Here is a 17,974-nt window from a genome sequence, read left to right on the forward strand (position 1 = left end):
AATTTTATCTTGCTAAAAGAGGCTGCAAATTTGTATCTATTGCTTCACGTGCTCTAAAAATCCTTGAGCGAACTGTCCCGACAGGACATTCCATTACATCAGCAATTTCTTCATAACTTAAACCATCAATCTCACGTAAAGTAATGGCGGTTTTTAAGTCATCCGGCAAACCATCTATGGTTTTAAATACAACTTGTTTAACTTGATCTGACATCATCAATTGCTCTGGTGAACTATTCACTCGCAAAGCATCTGCGCTGTCGATAAATTCAGCATCGGCTACATCTATATCATTCACTGCTACTTTACGAGCTTGTGATGCAATATAGTTTTTTGCGCTGTTAACGGCTATTCGATAAAGCCAAGTATAAAAAGCACTCTCGCCCCTAAAGCCAGGAATGGCTCTATAGGCTTTGATAAAAGCTTCTTGTGCTACGTCGGCAATATCGCCCGGGTGTTTAACGTAACGTGAAACTAAACTCGTCACTTTATGTTGATACTTTTGCACCAACAAATTAAAAGCTTGTTTATCTCCACGTTGTACACGTTCCACCAATTGTTGGTCGGTAACTTCCGGCTTCATATTTGTGCCTGTACTCCTGCTTTACTTCTAATCTTTATTTATCTGCTAGTTGCCATGGGGCATGTTAGCTAATATGTATTGATAGACACTATAAGTTAGAAAAAGTTCTAAAAAATTTTTTTAAGGTTACAATCAGCTAAGCATAACAGCATAAATATACGGATTGTGAAAGACAAACATGACAAATCAAACTCCGCTTGAGCATAAATGTGACGTGCTCGTGGTCGGCGCTGGTGCCGCAGGTTTAACCTTAGCCCTGCGTCTCGCTGCAACCGCAAATGTAATAGTACTTAGTAAGTCGAAACTAAAAGAAGGTTCAACTTATTATGCACAAGGTGGCATCGCAGCCGTTTTTGATAAAAATGACAGTATAGAATCGCATGTGCAAGACACGCTAATTGCCGGAGCAGGTTTGTGTGAAGAGCAAGCCGTCCGGTTTACAGCAGAAAATGCAAGGCGTAGTTTAGAGACTTTGATTTCGTATGGTGTCCCTTTTGATACTGTCACCACAGAAGATGGCCGTGAAAAATATCATTTAACTCGCGAAGGTGGCCATAGTCACAGACGTATTTTACATGCCGCCGATGCTACCGGTAAAGCAGTACAAAAAACCTTAATACGCACAGCGCAAATGCACAAAAACATCCGTATATTTGAAAGATACAATGCGGTTGACTTAATTACCGATAAAAAAATCAAACAAAATGGTAAAAAAGTATATGGCGCTTATGTATGGAATCGCACCAGCGAACAAGTGGAAGTTATAAAAGCAGCCAAAATTGTTTTGGCAACAGGTGGTGCAAGTAAAGTTTATCAATATACCTCAAACCCAGATATTGCCAGTGGAGATGGTGTTGCTATGGCGTGGCGTGCCGGATGTCGTGTTGCCAATATGGAGTTTAATCAATTCCATCCAACCTGTTTATATCACCCTGATGCAAAAAATTTCTTATTAACCGAAGCATTACGCGGAGAAGGTGCATTTTTACGTCGCCCTGATGGCAGCCGTTTTATGCCTGATTTTGACGAACGCGCAGAATTAGCCCCGCGAGATATTGTGGCAAGAGCTATCGACTATGAAATGAAGCGGCTTGGTGCCGACTGCATGTATTTAGACATCAGCCATAAACCCAAAGATTTTATTAAACATCACTTCCCGAACATTTATAAAAAGTGTAAAGAATTCGGCATTAATATCAGCAAACAACCTATTCCTGTTGTACCAGCAGCACATTATACCTGTGGTGGTGTAATGACAGATTTAAATGGTCAAACAGATATAGAAAATTTATATGCCGTTGGCGAAGTTGCCTACACAGGTTTGCACGGTGCCAACCGTATGGCGAGTAACTCTTTATTAGAATGTTTAGTCTTTGCCGAAGCGGCGGCTAAACATATTATCAATAGTGGTTTTGATATTTCAAATTACCCAAGTATTCCAAGTTGGGATGAGAGCCAAGTGTCCGATAGCGATGAAGAGGTTGTCATTCAACACAACTGGCATGAGCTGCGTTTATTAATGTGGGATTATGTTGGCATAGTTAGAACCAATAAACGACTAGAACGCGCGATGCGCCGCATTGAATTACTCCAGCAAGAAGTCAAAGATTATTATGCTCACTTTAGAGTAAGTAATAACTTGCTAGAGCTGAGAAACTTGCTTGATGTAGCTGAGTTAATTGTGCGTTGTGCAATGCAGCGCGATGAAAGTCGTGGTTTGCACTACAATTTAGATTATCCAGAAACAAATGAAAACCCAAAACCAACCATATTAACGCCGACCAGTTCGAGCTAAACACCGCCCTAAGCGGCATGCATCTATGGGTGTTAACATACTTTTATGTAACACCCAAAACGATGTTCCCACCAAGCCAATACAAAACCAGCCAAAAAAGTTATGCATAAATACAGCAGGTGTATAAGTCGTTTGTTGATGAATCAATAGGCCTGATTGGCTAACTAAAAAATGTTTAGGCAAAGCCAGCTTAAGCTGACGATATAACAAATAGCTCAGCGTAAGGCATAAAACAAACACGCACAAATTTGCCAAAGGTGTCAGGTGGATAAGTGAATATTGCAACAACGCATAATAAGCCAAACCAAGTGCAGCGCAAGGTACAAAGAGAATTTTGCTCGGTTTAATCGATATTTGATATAACACAGAAATCCTTTTCTGTTGGCGCTGTTAGTTAGAATGAAACTGGCGCGCCGTTTAATTTGTGAATTTTTTTAATCATTTCAGCAAGTTCAGGGTCTTCACATTTTTCATGGCCCATAAACCAAGCGTACAACTCAGGATCTATGCCTTCTAACAGTCGTTGAAAAATAAGCTGTTCAGCTTCAGGCAAATTATCGTAATGATTATCCATAAACGGCATTAAAATAACGTCTAACTCCAACATGCCACGGCGACATGCCCAACGAGTTCTTGCTGCACTTTGCATAATCGCAATAGCCCCAAAGATATAAAATTAATTTAGCTGAGTATACTGCTCTTATGTGCAATCGGCCAGTAGCACAAGTATTTAACTGGTGAATTGGAAATATAAAGCTTCCGAAGGGCAAGGCTAAAATCTTGCGTCTTCAAGTAGCTTGGGTATAAACCTTGATATTTGCTACAATGTCGCCATATTGGTTTTAACAATTATTCGTGGATTTTCTGTATGTCGATGACGACCTACCAATTAACTGACTGGTCTGCTATTCAAGTTAGCGGCGAAGATAGATTCAAGTATTTAAATAGCCAATTAACCGCAGATTTAATCAGCTTAGAACAGGATAGCGCCTGTTTCGCATGCCACTGCGATGCAAAAGGCAAAGTTTGGGCCATGAGTTATATAGTACCGCACCAAGATTCTTTGTTGCTGTTTCAACACAGTTCCACTATTGAAAAATCATTAGCCGAACTGAAAAAATTTGGTGTATTTAGCAAGGTGGAATTTGCAATTAGCCCAGTTAAATTTTCTTTTACATTAACAGATTCAGCGGCTAATTTACACCAAGTGAGCCACGAGCCTGTCACACAAGTACAAATGTCAGCCAACCTGTGGTTATCAATCAATGAAAGCGCACAAAATGGTGATGATATTTTTATCAAAGCACTCGCAGACAATTTAGTGCCCTTTATTACCGCTGCACATCAAAACGAATATGTGCCACAAGCGATTAACGCGCATGCGTTAAAAGCCATCAGCTTTAAAAAAGGCTGTTATATGGGGCAAGAAACCGTTGCACGTATGCGCTATCGAGGTGGCAACAAACGCGCCTGTTTTGCCATAAGTAGTAGTGAAAAATTCAACGTTGGTGAAAGCTTAGAAGTTCAACTCGGCGAAAACTGGCGTCGCGCTGGAGAAATAATCCAGGCTGCGATTAACGAGAATGACGGCCAATGTTATGGTATAGCCGTACTCGCAATAGATTCAGATTTACAAGCAAAGTATAGAGTAAAAGATGATAGTCAACGTCAGGTTCAACTGTCCGCTCAGCCCTACTCTCTTGATTATGAGGAAACAAAATGAAAATAGCAGAAAATACAGTTGTAGCCATGCACTACTCAGTAAAAAGTGCCAAAGACGGTCAAGTGATTGATACATCTAAAGACGGCGAACCATTAGCATTTTTATACGGCCGCGGCTTCTTAATTAAAGGCTTAGAAAGCCAATTAGCGGACAAAGAAGCTGGTGCAGCTTTCACTTGTACAATAGAAGCGGCAGATGCGTATGGTGAATACCATGAAGCTTTAGCACAAAAATTACCAATTGATGTATTTGATCATATTGAAGAAATTCATGAAGGTATGCATTTACGTGCAGATACAGACCAAGGTCAACAATCTGTGATTATCACTAAAATTGAAGATGACTTTGTTACAGTTGACGGCAATCACCCACTAGCTGGTGTTGCACTTGAATTTGACGTTGAAGTAATGGAAGTACGTGCAGCAACAGAAGAAGAATTAGCCCATGGTCATGTGCACGCAGAAGGTGGTTGTGGCCACGATCACGGTCACAAACACGAGCATGGTGATGACTGCTGCGGTGGTCACTAATCTAGCCATCTGAGCTACTTGGCAATAGTTAGTTTTCTGCTATTGCCAACCTTTCCCTTTCCAACAAAAATCAGCAAATTATGTCTAGCACTAAACAAATCGTTCTTGCCACAGGCAATCCAGGCAAAGTGGCCGAATTCAACCAGATGTTTAATCAATTCGGTATCGAATTTAAAGCGCAAAAAGAATTTAATGTACCTGAAGCGGCAGAAACAGGTTTAACTTTTATCGAAAACGCCATTTTGAAAGCGCGTAATGCCGCCAAACATACAGGTTTACCAGCCATTGCCGATGATTCAGGCATTGAAGTAGATTATTTACAAGGTGCACCTGGCATTTACTCAGCGCGTTTCGCCGGTGCTGACGCTAGTGACAAAGACAACCTAAACAAATTATTAGCTGAACTAGCAGGTGTGCCACAAGCGCAAAGAACCGCACGTTTTCAATGTGTACTTGTGTATATGCGCCACGCAGATGATCCAACCCCAATTGTCTGCCAAGGCAGCTGGCAAGGTATGATCACAGAACAAGCAAGTGGTGCAAACGGTTTTGGTTATGATCCGATTTTTTATGTGCCTGAGCGCAATTGCACTTCAGCTGAACTAGATAAACAAGATAAAAACCAAATCAGCCACAGAGCTAAAGCACTGGCACAATTGGTTAAACAAATGGAGCAGTTGGTTTAATGCAACTGCCGCCGCTTAGCTTATATATTCATATTCCTTGGTGCATCCAAAAATGCCCCTATTGCGATTTTAATTCGCATGCACTCAAACAAAAAATCGATGAGCAGGCGTATGTTAAAGCTCTGCTCAATGACCTAGATAGCCAGTTGCGTTATGTGCAAAATCGCCCTATCCACAGCATATTTTTTGGTGGCGGTACACCAAGTATTATGAGCGCAGCGGCAATTGAGCAAATCTTGCAAGGGGTAAAAACTCGTCTTACCTTATCTAGTGATTGTGAAATAACCCTAGAAGCTAACCCAGGCACATTAGATAACCAAAAGTTTATTGGTTTTAAACAAGCTGGAGTTAACCGATTTTCGATTGGTGTGCAAAGTTTTCAAGCGGATAAACTCTCAACTTTAGGCAGAGTACACAACCCAGAACAAGCAATTCAAGCAGCTGAGCTTGCCAGCAGTATTGGTTTAAATAGTTTTAATCTAGACTTAATGCACGGGCTGCCTGAACAAAATGTTGCAAACGCTTTGTACGATTTAGAGCAAGCAATTGCCTGTAAACCACAACATATTTCTTGGTATCAACTAACAATCGAGCCAAATACTTTATTTGCCTCTAAACCACCTGTTTTACCTGACGATGATATTTTGTGGGATATTCAGGAGCAAGGCCAAGCTCTTCTCGCCAAACACGGTTATCAACAATATGAAATTAGTGCTTATGCTAAAGAAGGTTTTCAAAGCAAACACAATTTAAATTACTGGCGTTTTGGTGACTACCTAGCCATAGGTTGTGGTGCGCATGGCAAAATCACTTTGCCAGAGCAAAATAAAATATTAAGATTCGAGAAAATTAAACACCCGAGTGGCTACCTCAGTGCCATTGACTACACCTATAAACACAGGTTTGTTGACATGGATGAGCGAATATTCGAATACTTTATGAATCGCTTACGCTTGTTTGAAGCCACGCCCAAACAACAATTTGTCGATTACACTGGCCTTGAACTCAGTCAAGTTGCCAGCATGTTTGACCAAGCTAAGCAATTACAACTCATAGATGAAACAGCAGATACATGGCAAATAACCAGCAAAGGACATAGGTACTTAAATGAATTATTGGAACTTTTTATTGAAGACTAGATTTTTTATCCTGCTGAGTATCGGTATATTATTATCAGGCTGTCAACTCACTGACAATCAATCGACCAAATCAGCCGCTGAAAAATCTAAGCTAGACAGTAAAAAGATTGTCTCCGAATTTATGACAGCCTATGCACTGCATGAAGACTTTGACTATTTTATGAGTTTTTATGCCGAAAATGCCCAAGTAGAAGACGTTATTCGCGGCAAAAAAGTCAAAGGTAAAAAGCAAATTCGTGAACTATTTAATTGGCATGATCCTAAATTATCACTAGGCAATTCAGTCAGCGCTGTGGTTGTCGAACAAATAACAGTATTTGAAAACAGCGCAGTTGTAACAGGCTTTTTTATGCCTTTTGTTTACGATGGATTGAAGTTTGGCCCATGGAAGATGACCATGCTGTTAACGTTAAATGAAAATGGCAAGATAGTTGAGCAAACCGATTGGATAAACTACACACCTAAAGTCTTGTTCAGTAATGATCCAGACTCCAACCTGACCATACGTGTACCCAAATATTTGCTCAAATAGCTAGATTATTTTTTCCGGTTGCTTTTGTGTGCCCAAACTAGCTGGATCACCAATACCGCAATCAATACAGTAATAATTGTTAATACTGTCACTGAGCCGTCAGCCACACCAATAAGCGGCAAAACAAATGCAACCAATAAAGGTAACAAGGCAACACTGACAACAATCAACCAAGATAGCACAGACATCTTTTTTGGCCTGTGACTTTTGTTGCCGTCTTCATTAACCATATAGCCCCCTGCGGTTGCAAAACTAGACTCTAGTTCGTTTTCCTTCATTACTACCTCTAAGTGTATACTATACCCAAGTGATTGGGGTATTTAAATTTATTACTCAGTTACTTTGCGAACAAAACGAACAAAATTAAAATTACTTTTGTCTTTTTGTGCATTTGAGCCTTCTTTAAAATGAACAGTCCAAACTAGGTTATCAATCGATGTATTAAATACAGGAGAACTCGTCCAATAAACTTCGTTTTTAGTCGACGGAAATAAACTATCCTGTGTCGCAGGTTCCGCACAACTGCGCTCGATTATTTGCATCAGTTCCTTAACATTAGGTAAGCGCCAATCATCGTAACCCGCTACACTCGTTTGTTCTGACGCTTGCAATGCTTGTTGCCAGTTAACCGTTTTAGCGACACCATCACAACGCGCAGCACTTGCCTGCCAAGTTTCACCATAATTACACATTTGCCACATCAAACCTGTTGCTGCTTCTGTGACCAAACCGTTTTCACTATCGACTACGTAGGCAGAAGTATCGACTGTGGTTGCAACTTCATCACTACAAAACGCATGGGCAAAATTAGTCATCAAAGCAAGTGATGCCGGCATAAAATATTTAATAAATTTCCGCATGATTACCTACCTAACCAATAAGATATGAGCTGTGCTAGATTTCAAAATAGCTCTTTCGTCACCCGTGGATAAATTAACCACCCAAGCGGATAGCGCTTCTGGACTGCTACTGTTCGCAACACCAAAAATAGCCGACAAGCTTGTCCAATAAGGCGTAGAGGTTTTTGCATGATTCGCCCACAATTGTGTGTTGTCACCACCCAGCGCCATTTTATCTTCGGTCTGGCCATAGTTCAGAATAGACACTAGCTCATTGACTGTCGGTAAACGCCAGTCATGACCACCACACATGCCGGCACTATTCACAGCCGAGACATATTCTTGGCTATTACAATTGGTTAAAGTCGAGTCAACAAAACAACTGGCCGCAATAGAAGTTTCCGCACCTTCATTGCCACCATTTAAGTCACCATCATTAAACCAGGTAAAAGTATGGGTATGCGCGCGTAAACCTGTGGTGGTTTTAATTTCCCAAATCAAACCTGTTACATTGTCGCGAATACAACTTGGTGTACCAGAGAATATTTCTTCACCATCAGCATCTAATAAAGAAAAATCAAATCCGAGTTCCCCAGAACCTGTTTTTTGCAAACCCGTACTAAGTTCGGCTGGATCACGACCATATTGCGCATCTTGTCGCGGATAGCTGGTCAACCCACAATTCACTTCATTAGTTGTGCCATCTGCGCAAGTTGTTATGCCAGTATCATTTAGCCCATCAAAAGCAGAAATAGGTAAAACAGTCACACGGACAAAATCAGAATTTCGCCTGTTTGTCACTGTATTAGTCACGACAACTTGGAACTCAAACACAGTGCTGACATCAACATCTGGTGCGTCAAATTGCACAATTGGGTTTTGACTCGCAGTTAACGTAATAGGTTGCTCTCCATCCACCTGCTTCCAACTATATTGAGTATTGCCTGTAGAGGCAGTTGAAGCGGCTAAAGTAACTTGTTGTCCTTCGTAAACAACTTGATTATTACCAGCATTGACCACAGGCGCAGACTCAGCTGCCGATAAAATTTCGAGGTCAATCGACTTGGTTTGCACACCACCTGTGGTGTCTATGATCTCCAACGTAAAACGCAAAGTCACAGTTTGACTTGATGCGTTAACAAACTGACCATCCGCCACAGCCGCGGCAACAGGCGAAGCATCATCTGACAATGGAAAAGTTGCTAAAATGCCGTCAACCGGCAAATTCTCTAATGCAATACCGGATAGTTGTTCAACCATAAGTTTGGCACTTGCGACGTTTTCACCATCTTCGGCATCCACCCAAGAGGCAACAAAATTAAAACCTTGGCCTGAATCTACCACTTTGTCTGCATCGTCTAAGGTTAAGTTAATGATCGGCAAAGTATTAACTGGTCTTAACGTGATGATAATTTGGTCTGAAGCTGCATTACCCGCAGCATCATTGACGGTCAAAGACAATAAAATTTCAGTAAAGGTATTCAAATCTTCTGGAATTTCAAATTGCACAGATGGCGCATCAGTCGCTGACAAAGCTTCTTCGGCAAAAATGGCTGGTTGGGTGCGCCAAGTATAAACAAATGGTCCACTGTCGCCTTTAACCACACTATTAATAGTAAAAGCTTCTGTACCAATAGATACCTCAAAATCGCTACCTATATCTACGGTTAAAACTTGCTCTGTGTCTTCATCTTTGTCACTTGTACCCAAAGATCCAGAGCAGCCAACAATCACCAAGATTAGCAAGCAACCTGATGCCAGTTTTAAGGCTTTAAATAGCGTATTAACTATATACATATTTGACCCATTACTCTGCCATAACTCACTCAAAGTCAAAAAACTGACGTTTAAGTGCAAATTTTCAAAAAATTCTTAGATAGTGCCAATAACGCAAAGACTGTACCAACTAGTGAGTATTTTCTGATTCGTTTAATCTTTTATACAAATTTACAAATTCACCAATATTCAGCTAAATTAATTTTTAGCAAGGGCAAAAATGTGTCGCCCCTAGAATATTTTTTTGCTAATCTGACCAATAAATTTGCTATTTCTAGCTAGATGGAGCGGGGCTATATGACTCGGTGTCGTATACTCATTTAATAATCTAAACAGGTCAGTGGAGTAAATGAGTGGTTTTCAGTTACCGACAAATTGGATTAAAGTTCTCGCGAAATATGAAAAAGATAATAAATCAGGAAGAGCAATATAATGAAGTTGCTACTTGTTAATAGCAATCCTGCAAAATGCAGAGAAATTCAACAAACTATCGAATCAACAGGCACGTTCGATGTTATTTGTGCAACAAGTGGCACAGAAGCGATTCAATGTTTACGCCGTCAAACAATTCACGCCTTAGTTTCTGATGTAGAAATTGAAGGACTCGACGGCTGGCGATTATCGCGCATGGTTCGCTCGGGGATTTTCCGCTGCGCAGCCGATATACCTATTGTCGTCTTCGCTGCTACTTGGTGCGAACACATTGCCGAAACAACAGCACGAGAATTCGGTATCAATAAACTTCTTCCTTATGAAGAAGTTGAGCAAATCAACCAAGTTTTGACCCATGCCCTAGCAGGCGCTCGCACTACTTCAGATAAAGTTTCGATGTTGGTTGTCGAAGATAACGAGTCAATCCAAGAAATCGTTGAACGTATACTGCAACATAGATTTGACGTCACCATAGCCGAAACCGGTGAACGTGGCATTGAACTTTGGGATAGAAATAATTACGAAATTGTTCTGCTAGACGTTATGCTGCCTGGTTTGTCCGGTGAAAAAGTACTGGATTATATCATGGCGAAAAATCCATCTCAGGCAGTCATAATCATGACAGCGCATGGCACTATAGACATGGCTGAAGCCATGATAATTCAAGGTGCGGCAGACTTTATCACTAAACCTTTTCGAGCAGAACAACTTAGACGAGTCTGTGAAATCGCTTCACGTCGTGAAGACTTTATGATCAGTAATCGTCAATTCGCTGACAAAGTGCAAGAATTACGCGAGCGTGAAAAAGCTTATCGCGAAATTTCCAATGCTCACCAGCAATTACTCGACAATATGACCACTGTGGTCATTGAAATTAGCCATAAAGGCGAAATTAACTTCTTGAATAAAGCTTGGAGTGAGTTAACAGGCCATACAATTGATTCAACCTTAAACCAGCCCTTTATAGAATATGTATGTCCTAAGTTTGAAGCCGAAGAAGCTATAGTTGAAGATACTTTAACTGATATTTTTTCAGGTAAAGTACAGTACTGTACTTTGGAGTTTAAGCTTAAACACCTAGATTCGATTGATATCTGGGTTGAAGGTAGATTTTCCGCCACTCAAGATGATGAAGAAAACTGGCTGGTAACAGCGACAATCGACGACATCACCAAGCGTAAAAAAGCCGAATTTAAATTAGAACATTTAGCGCTACACGATACGCTGACCAACTTACACAATCGTTATTATTTTGACAACGAATTAAACCGTTTGAGCGTATTAGCATCTAAAGGCGAAGGGCCGCATGCGCTACTCTATATAGATTTAGATCACTTTAAAGTGATTAACGACTCACAAGGCCATCATCAAGGCGATATGGTGCTAAAAGAGGTTGCTAACGCAATCAAATCTAAAATTCGTAAATCTGATTTATTGTGTCGAATTGGCGGTGACGAGTTCGCTTTATTATTATCACATTCAAGCATGTTGGATGCTCACGAACTCGCTGAACAAATATGTGAAACGGTCAAATCGGGTCACTATCAATTTGAAGGCCAAGTGTATAAATTAAGTTGTAGTGTTGGTGTTGCTAGCATCAATGGTAGCGCCAAAGATGGCCATGAATATTTAAAACAAGCTGATATTGCTTTATATGTTGCAAAACGTCGTGGTCGCGATCTAGTTCACGTCTATTCAGAAAATGATCAGGATAGCGAAAATTTACGTGATACCATTGAGTGGATCCACCAACTGCAACAAGCCATTATAAACGACCAAATTGTCTTGCACTTTCAGCCAGTGATCCAGTGTAAAACCGGCCAAGTTGCCTATTATGAAGCTTTGGTTAGGTTGAATATAGATAACAAACTTATCTACCCTGGTAGCTTTATTCCAGCTTTAGAAAGAGCGGACGATATTAAACTGTTAGACCACCAAGTTGTTGGCAAAGCAATCAAATATCTAGCTGATTATCCGCAAATTCCCCGTATGGCGATTAACCTATCTGCACATGCATTTAGCGACGAAAAATTAGCGCCACTTATTGAGCAAAAAATCCGCCAATATAAAGTAAATCCGAAACGGATTATTTTTGAGTTAACCGAAAGTGCCAGTTTAACCAATTTAGCAGGTACAGTTCGTATGATTGAAAGATTGACACAAATTGGCTGTGATTTCTCAATTGATGATTTTGGTACTGGTTTTAGCACCTTTACCTATCTAAAACAATTACCTGCTAACAGTGTAAAAATAGATGGTTCGTTCGTTAAAGACATGACAACAGATCCAATTGATTTAGCTTTAGTACGTGCAATTCATGATATTGCAAAATCGCTGAACAAAGTATCCGTTGCCGAGTTTGTTGAAGACCAAGACACCTTAGACCTGCTTGTAGAATTGGGTATAGATTATGCTCAGGGTTACCATATCGCCAAACCAGCGGCGATTGAAACCTTCATACAGCACTCTCAAGCAATTGATACTAGCCGATTATTTACCCCGATTTAAATAAGCTGAATAACCCAAGGCTAAAACTTGGGTTATTTCGACTCTTAGGACATCTAGGTTTATTTAAACATCCAGTAAATGGTCAGTAGGTTGGTAACCAAAAGGATCGCACAACTAAGTTGCCAAAACATCACAGGATCTCGTTCAACTAACGGACGGGCTTCATGTTGATACATTAAGTTTTGGTTTGGTTTGCTGATGTCAGCCAAAAATTCAGAAAATGCTTGATGGCGATAAGTAGGATTAGGCGATGTCGCCTTTTCTAATGCTACATCTAACCACTTAGGAACTTCTGGGCGATGTAAACTAGCGCTCTTATATATCCAATACTCATAACTGTCTGGTATTTTATTGCGTAAGTTGCCAATTTCGAACGGCAATTTACCAACGTACATTTCATAAAACATCACAGCAATAGAATATAAATCAGCTTGAAACGTGCCCTTTTCACCCATTAGATATTCAGGCGCTATATAATCAACTGAACCTACCGGGCAAGTCTCTTGAATCGGATTTTTAATATCTTCTAAACCTTCAACAGACACTGTACCAAAGTCGATAACCTTAATTTGGCCAAACTTATCAATGATGACATTCTCTGGCTTTAAGTCCCTATGCACCATACCATTACGTTGAAAATAGCGCATTGCATGGACAACTTCAGTGATAATCTTACGTACTTCATCTATATGCGGTTTAGGATTATCGGCAATCCACTGACGTAAATTTTGTCCACCCAAGTATTCACACAAGTGGTACATAAATGGGCTATTTTCTGGCCTTGCATGAATACGCATCACGTTTCTATGATTTAGCCTTGTGCCTATCCATTCCTCGCGTAAAAATCCATCTAAGTACTCCGGCTCTTCCCTAAAACTATGTGATGGCATTTTAAGCGCATATTGCTTATTGTCTTTATCTTCAACTAAAAACACATGACTACGTGTGCCACTAAATAACACTCGGCAAACTGTAAAACCATCAATGCTCTGACCTATATCCAGCACAGGTGGAATAACTAATTTACTTAAGCGCCTATGCGCCTCTTCCACATCTTCTAGCGGTAATTCGGCAACTCGAACAATCACGCAAGTTACATTGTCATGACTGCCATTTTTTAGTGCAATATCAACTAAACTTTCTGCTGTCTTTTCTAGATTTTCTGAAGCGTGAATATATTCAACCACAGTTTTGTCATCAACAAACTCATGGAAACCATCGGTTGAAATGACAAATATGTCGCCCTCTTCCAAATCCGACAGCATTTGATAATCGACTTCTAAGTGACTATCTATCCCCATAGCACGAGTCAAAAAATTATTCGAGCGACTGCCGTGCACGTGATCGCGGGTAACACACGAATATTCACCTTGATGGTATCTATAAATGCGGCTATCACCAACATGCAGAATGTGCGCCGTACAAGACTTGATAACTAAAGTAGAAAAAGTACATACAAGTGAATCATCTTCTGCATAACTGTTTTTGTTATATAACCAAGAATTAAGCGCGGTTAAAATACGTGCAGCAGATTTGTTGACATTCCAAGTATCGGGTGTTTCGTAATAATCACTTATAAATTGAGTCACAGACAGTTGCGCAGCTTCTTGCGAACGTTTACTACTGCTAATGCCATCGGCAACAGAAGCGACCACCCCTTTAAACTCGAGTGCTTGACCCTTTGGGGTTTTAGCTGCAAATGCATCTTGATTGACTGGTTTCACCCCAGCTTTAGTTGCACCACCAATCTCGACCTTTAATTGTTTTTTCATTGTTGTTCTCTCTAAAGGGTGTAGGTTAACTTCGCACAGTACAAAATCATCAAAATAAAGTAAATCTTAAAAATTCATCGTCCTATAGATGCGAGAAGGTGGAGCCTGTATAAAACAGAACTCCACCTGAGGGTAAATCCAAAAAGTGAATTAAGTATTATTAAATTAACTAACTTTAATTAGTTCAACTGAACCATCTTCACGTACTTCAGCCATGTGGCCAGAAGGCTCTTCCATCAATAATAGAGTTGCAAAACCAAGTACAGCTGTTGCAGCTATCACCAAGAAGAAAGTTGAAGGCTCAACCATAGAGAAGATAGTTAAGTAAGTTACCGCACCAACATTACCGTAAGCACCAGTCATACCCGCGATTTGACCAGTTAAACGACGCTTGATTAGTGGTACTACCGCAAATACTGCACCTTCACCCGCTTGAACGAAGAATGAACAAGCCATAGCAGCAACAACCGCTACCCATACAGGCCATGTTGCATCAATTAAGCTCATTACGAAATAACCAACGGCTAAACCAGCAGTTAGGATAAGTAATGTTTTCTTACGACCAAATTTATCAGAGATTAAACCACCGCCCGGACGAGACATTAAATTCATGAATGCGTAAGCAGAAGCAACCATACCCGCAACAATAGCTGATAAACCGAAAGTTTCAGCGAAGAATAAAGGTAACATAGAAACTACTGCTAATTCAGAACCAAAAGTTGCAAAATACAAGATATTTAAAACAGCTACTTGTTTAAATTTGTAACGTTGAATTTCAGGAACTGGTTTAACAAAAATTTCACGGTTAACATCGTATGCTTTGTAACAGTCGATAACAAATAGTAAAACTAAACCAACGTAAGCTAATACTGCAGCAGTTTCAGAAATTAACGACACTCCCTCTGGCGATAATTTCCAAGTTAACAATGCAAGTGCAAAATACATAGGAAGTTTCATTACAACTAAGAATGCAAAGTCACCTTTACTTGTTACTTCCATACCACCAATGTTTTTCGGACGGAAATAAGTAGAACCTTTAGGTGTATCACTTACTGTGTTGTAGTAAACAAACGACCAGAAAATACACAAAACACCGGTAGATGCAATTGCGTATCTCCAACCGTCGTCACCACCAATCCATAAAGCTAATACAGGTAAAGTGAAAGAAGCAGCAGCAGAACCGAAGTTACCCCAACCACCATAAATACCTTCAGCAGTACCTAATTCATTGTGTGGGAACCACTCACTCACCATACGAATACCAATTACGAAACCAGCACCGATGAAACCTAATAATAAACGTGATAATGCCGCCATTTCGAAGGTTGTCGAGAAGGCGAACATAAAACATGGAAAAGCACAAATGAATAACAACGCAGAATAAACACGACGAGGGCCAAACTTGTCGGTCAACATACCAATAATAATTCGAGCAGGGATAGTTAAAGCAACATTTAAAATCAAAAGTGTTTTTGCTTGAGCTGCGGTTAAACCTAAAGATTCTTTAATTGCGCCTAATAATGGGGCGTGGTTAAACCAAACTACAAACGTGATGAAAAATGCTATCCAAGACATATGGAGCACTTTCATCTTCCCTTGCATTGAGAAAATATTGAATTTTGTGTTGTTATCCATTGTGAATAAAACCTCGTCTAAGTTAATAATTCTTTCGTGTGCTTAGTGCACTTCAATTAGTTGAACCGAACCATCTGGTAATACTTCTGCCATTTTATTGCTTGGCTCATCTAAGAACACTGAGCATAAAGCAGCAAATGCAATGCTAACTGCAATTGTCACAAAAAATATTGATGGTGTGACAAATGAAAATACTAACAGAAAGCCAACGGCACCTACGTTGCCATATGCACCAACCGTGCCAGCTATTTGCCCAGTTAGTTTTCTTTTAACTAAAGGAACCACAGCAAACACACATCCTGCGGCAGAACCTAAGAAAAATGAACATAACATCATAGTCGCAACTACCGTAGGCAAAGGCCATTCAGGCGTAATCATCGACATAGTGAAGAAACCTATAGCAGCTCCTGTCAGCAATATAATCAGCGGCTTTTTGCGTCCAAATTTATCACTAATTAAACCACCTGATGGACAAGATAAAACGTCTACAGCAGCAAAACATGCACCAAAAATGCCCGCAGCCGCAGCACTAACTAAGAATTGATTCTCAAAGTATTGAGCTAGCATAGAAATTACTGATAATTCTGCACCAAAAGTGACCGCATATCCGATGCTTAAAATTGCAACTTGTTTAAACTTGTAGCGTAGCAGTGGATTTATTGGTTTTGACTGCAACATTTCGTTATTAACTTGGAACAATTTATACGTTTGTAATGCAAATAAGCCCAATAATAGTGCGTAAATGGCGTAAGACACTTCATCACTAATTAAACCCGCACCACTTACAACTGCTTGTCCCGTTCCAGCAACAATACCCGAGTCGGTAACACGCCAAGTTAACACGCCTAATGCTAACAACATCGGAATATTGAATAAAATACAGAAAACAAAATCGAATTTACTTGTTAACTCCAGTCCACCCGATTTATTTGGTTTGAAATAAGTAGAACCTGCGGGCGTATCAGTAACTGCATTGTAGTAAAAAACTGAATATACAAGAGCAATCACCCCGGTTGTCGCAATTGCATATCGCCAATTATCTTCACCACCAAATAAACTGGCTACATATACAAGCGTGCCAGCAGCAACAGCCGAGCCTACATTACCTAAACCTTTATATAAACCTTCAGCCAAACCTAATTGATTTGAAGGATACCATTCGCTTATCATACGAATACCGATGACAAAACCTGCACCAACAAACCCCATTAAAAACTTGGCCAACGCCAAGGTTTCGAAAGATTGAGCAAAAGCGAAAAAGAAACACAGTCCAGCACTAACGGCTAATAACGCAGAGTAAGTTAAACGTGGGCCGTATTTATCGACTAACATCCCGGTCACTATACGAGCAGGAATGGTTAAAGCGACATTTAATATTAAGAGAATTTTCGCTTCCAGATCAGATAATCCCATACTGGATTTGATTGTCGACATTAACGGTACATGGTTAAACCACACCAAAAAGGTGATAAAAAACGCTAACCAAGTGCTATGTAAGATTTTTGCGCGCCCTTTTAGCGATAAGAAGTTTTGTTTTATAGATCCAGTATTCATTGTTAGATACCACATTCAAATAACACAAAAGCACCTCAGCCTTATAAAGGTTGACAGTGTGTTAGGTTTGATTTTTATAGGAATAATAAGAAAAAGGAGAAAACAACAAAATGTTGTTTTCTCCTAGTAGACATGTTGAATTTAGCCAATTAACTGAACTGACTCACCCTCAACTCTAACTTGATAGGCTTTTACTGAGTTTTCAGGTTCTTCTAAACATTCACCTGTTTCTAAACAGAAGTGTTGTTTATATAAAGGCGAAGCTACAACTAACTTGCCTTTAATGTCGCCAATAATACCGCGTGATAAAACGTTTGCTTTACCAATCGGGTCGTAATTTGAAATGGCATATACTTTTTGCTCTTTTCCAACGCGGAAAATTGCTACTTGCTCGTTATTGTGCAAAGCACATACACCTGTATTGGCTGCCAAATCGCTAAATTTACAAATATCTTTCCATTCGCTCATGT

General features: G+C 40.0%; 16 protein-coding genes. 7 read left to right on the forward strand and 9 right to left on the reverse strand.

The annotated features are described in order from the left end of the window. Positions 1-4 precede the first annotated feature (4 nt). Positions 5-583, reverse strand: a complete 579-nt coding sequence (gene rpoE, locus ACMZOO_RS04020) for an RNA polymerase sigma factor RpoE (protein ID WP_016955403.1) — start codon at positions 581-583, stop codon at positions 5-7. A 178-nt stretch (positions 584-761) separates the two neighbouring features. Here rpoE and nadB point away from each other — a divergent pair, with 178 nt between their 5' ends. Next, entirely contained in the window at positions 762-2,378 is a 1,617-nt protein-coding gene (gene nadB / locus ACMZOO_RS04025; protein ID WP_440905502.1) for an L-aspartate oxidase, read from the forward strand. A 394-nt stretch (positions 2,379-2,772) separates the two neighbouring features. Here nadB and ACMZOO_RS04030 read toward each other — a convergent pair whose 3' ends face one another. Further along, positions 2,773-3,027, reverse strand: coding sequence for a succinate dehydrogenase assembly factor 2 (locus ACMZOO_RS04030; protein WP_440905503.1), 255 nt, complete (start codon positions 3,025-3,027; stop codon positions 2,773-2,775). A gap of 219 nt (positions 3,028-3,246) precedes the next feature. Between ACMZOO_RS04030 and ygfZ the strand changes: the two genes are divergently transcribed. The 5 genes from ygfZ to ACMZOO_RS04055 all read left to right on the forward strand — a co-directional run bounded on the left by ygfZ (position 3,247) and on the right by ACMZOO_RS04055 (position 6,988). Continuing rightward, the gene (gene ygfZ, locus ACMZOO_RS04035; protein WP_440905504.1) at positions 3,247-4,101 is read left to right on the forward strand and encodes a CAF17-like 4Fe-4S cluster assembly/insertion protein YgfZ; all 855 of its coding nucleotides are present in this window, start codon (positions 3,247-3,249) and stop codon (positions 4,099-4,101) included. Continuing rightward, on the forward strand, positions 4,098-4,631 hold the full coding sequence (gene slyD, locus ACMZOO_RS04040) for a peptidylprolyl isomerase (protein ID WP_016955408.1): 534 nt from the start codon (positions 4,098-4,100) through the stop codon (positions 4,629-4,631). Before ygfZ ends, slyD begins: the two co-directional genes overlap by 4 nt. An 80-nt stretch (positions 4,632-4,711) precedes the next feature. Continuing rightward, positions 4,712-5,317 (forward strand): XTP/dITP diphosphatase, encoded by a 606-nt coding sequence (locus ACMZOO_RS04045; RefSeq protein WP_440905505.1) that lies wholly within the window; start codon positions 4,712-4,714, stop codon positions 5,315-5,317. Further along, positions 5,317-6,456, forward strand: a complete 1,140-nt coding sequence (gene hemW, locus ACMZOO_RS04050; RefSeq protein WP_440905506.1) for a radical SAM family heme chaperone HemW — start codon at positions 5,317-5,319, stop codon at positions 6,454-6,456. Before ACMZOO_RS04045 ends, hemW begins: the two co-directional genes overlap by 1 nt. After that, positions 6,446-6,988 (forward strand): hypothetical protein, encoded by a 543-nt coding sequence (locus tag ACMZOO_RS04055; protein ID WP_440905507.1) that lies wholly within the window; start codon positions 6,446-6,448, stop codon positions 6,986-6,988. The genes hemW and ACMZOO_RS04055 overlap by 11 nt, the downstream gene beginning before the upstream one ends. Before the next feature lie 5 nt (positions 6,989-6,993). On the opposite strand, the gene ACMZOO_RS04060 is transcribed toward ACMZOO_RS04055, so the two are convergent. Genes ACMZOO_RS04060 through ACMZOO_RS04070 form a run of 3 tightly spaced genes read right to left on the reverse strand, consistent with a single transcriptional unit; the run spans position 6,994 to position 9,624 of the window. Beyond that, complete coding sequence (locus tag ACMZOO_RS04060; protein ID WP_440905508.1) at positions 6,994-7,266, reverse strand: hypothetical protein; 273 nt, start codon at positions 7,264-7,266, stop codon at positions 6,994-6,996. A gap of 51 nt (positions 7,267-7,317) precedes the next feature. Then, positions 7,318-7,848 carry a DUF1566 domain-containing protein gene (locus tag ACMZOO_RS04065; protein ID WP_440905509.1) on the reverse strand — a complete coding sequence of 177 codons (531 nt, stop codon included), beginning with the start codon at positions 7,846-7,848 and terminating at the stop codon, positions 7,318-7,320. A gap of 6 nt (positions 7,849-7,854) precedes the next feature. Further along, on the reverse strand, positions 7,855-9,624 hold the full coding sequence (locus ACMZOO_RS04070) for an Lcl domain-containing protein (RefSeq protein WP_440905510.1): 1,770 nt from the start codon (positions 9,622-9,624) through the stop codon (positions 7,855-7,857). 411 nt (positions 9,625-10,035) lie between these two features. On the opposite strand from ACMZOO_RS04070, the gene ACMZOO_RS04075 reads away from it, so the two are divergent. Continuing rightward, positions 10,036-12,543 carry a GGDEF/EAL domain-containing response regulator gene (locus tag ACMZOO_RS04075; protein ID WP_440905511.1) on the forward strand — a complete coding sequence of 836 codons (2,508 nt, stop codon included), beginning with the start codon at positions 10,036-10,038 and terminating at the stop codon, positions 12,541-12,543. A 59-nt stretch (positions 12,544-12,602) separates the two neighbouring features. On the opposite strand, the gene ACMZOO_RS04080 is transcribed toward ACMZOO_RS04075, so the two are convergent. The 4 genes from ACMZOO_RS04080 to nirD form a co-directional block, all read right to left on the reverse strand. Then, positions 12,603-14,315 carry a protein kinase domain-containing protein gene (locus ACMZOO_RS04080; RefSeq protein ID WP_440905512.1) on the reverse strand — a complete coding sequence of 571 codons (1,713 nt, stop codon included), beginning with the start codon at positions 14,313-14,315 and terminating at the stop codon, positions 12,603-12,605. A gap of 165 nt (positions 14,316-14,480) precedes the next feature. Then, the gene (locus tag ACMZOO_RS04085) at positions 14,481-15,950 is read right to left on the reverse strand and encodes a NarK family nitrate/nitrite MFS transporter (RefSeq protein ID WP_440905513.1); all 1,470 of its coding nucleotides are present in this window, start codon (positions 15,948-15,950) and stop codon (positions 14,481-14,483) included. 42 nt (positions 15,951-15,992) lie between these two features. Further along, the gene (locus tag ACMZOO_RS04090) at positions 15,993-17,504 is read right to left on the reverse strand and encodes an MFS transporter (RefSeq protein ID WP_440905514.1); all 1,512 of its coding nucleotides are present in this window, start codon (positions 17,502-17,504) and stop codon (positions 15,993-15,995) included. Between the two features lie 141 nt (positions 17,505-17,645). Further along, positions 17,646-17,972: a nitrite reductase small subunit NirD gene (nirD, locus tag ACMZOO_RS04095; RefSeq protein WP_440905515.1), complete on the reverse strand. Its 327-nt coding sequence runs from the start codon at positions 17,970-17,972 to the stop codon at positions 17,646-17,648. Positions 17,973-17,974 lie beyond the last annotated feature (2 nt).

Origin of the sequence: Catenovulum sp. SX2 (assembly GCF_052056295.1) — a bacterium.
Classification (GTDB): Bacteria; Pseudomonadota; Gammaproteobacteria; order Enterobacterales; family Alteromonadaceae; genus Catenovulum.

Coding starts and splice junctions, on each gene's coding strand:
- rpoE (WP_016955403.1), bottom strand. CDS start 583: ATGAAGCCGGAAGTTACCGACCAACAATTGGTGGAACGTGTACAACGT.
- nadB (WP_440905502.1), top strand. CDS start 762: ATGACAAATCAAACTCCGCTTGAGCATAAATGTGACGTGCTCGTGGTC.
- ACMZOO_RS04030 (WP_440905503.1), bottom strand. CDS start 3,027: ATGCAAAGTGCAGCAAGAACTCGTTGGGCATGTCGCCGTGGCATGTTG.
- ygfZ (WP_440905504.1), top strand. CDS start 3,247: ATGTCGATGACGACCTACCAATTAACTGACTGGTCTGCTATTCAAGTT.
- slyD (WP_016955408.1), top strand. CDS start 4,098: ATGAAAATAGCAGAAAATACAGTTGTAGCCATGCACTACTCAGTAAAA.
- ACMZOO_RS04045 (WP_440905505.1), top strand. CDS start 4,712: ATGTCTAGCACTAAACAAATCGTTCTTGCCACAGGCAATCCAGGCAAA.
- hemW (WP_440905506.1), top strand. CDS start 5,317: ATGCAACTGCCGCCGCTTAGCTTATATATTCATATTCCTTGGTGCATC.
- ACMZOO_RS04060 (WP_440905508.1), bottom strand. CDS start 7,266: ATGAAGGAAAACGAACTAGAGTCTAGTTTTGCAACCGCAGGGGGCTAT.
- ACMZOO_RS04065 (WP_440905509.1), bottom strand. CDS start 7,848: ATGCGGAAATTTATTAAATATTTTATGCCGGCATCACTTGCTTTGATG.
- ACMZOO_RS04070 (WP_440905510.1), bottom strand. CDS start 9,624: ATGTATATAGTTAATACGCTATTTAAAGCCTTAAAACTGGCATCAGGT.
- ACMZOO_RS04075 (WP_440905511.1), top strand. CDS start 10,036: ATGAAGTTGCTACTTGTTAATAGCAATCCTGCAAAATGCAGAGAAATT.
- ACMZOO_RS04080 (WP_440905512.1), bottom strand. CDS start 14,315: ATGAAAAAACAATTAAAGGTCGAGATTGGTGGTGCAACTAAAGCTGGG.
- ACMZOO_RS04085 (WP_440905513.1), bottom strand. CDS start 15,950: ATGGATAACAACACAAAATTCAATATTTTCTCAATGCAAGGGAAGATG.
- ACMZOO_RS04090 (WP_440905514.1), bottom strand. CDS start 17,504: ATGAATACTGGATCTATAAAACAAAACTTCTTATCGCTAAAAGGGCGC.
- nirD (WP_440905515.1), bottom strand. CDS start 17,972: ATGAGCGAATGGAAAGATATTTGTAAATTTAGCGATTTGGCAGCCAAT.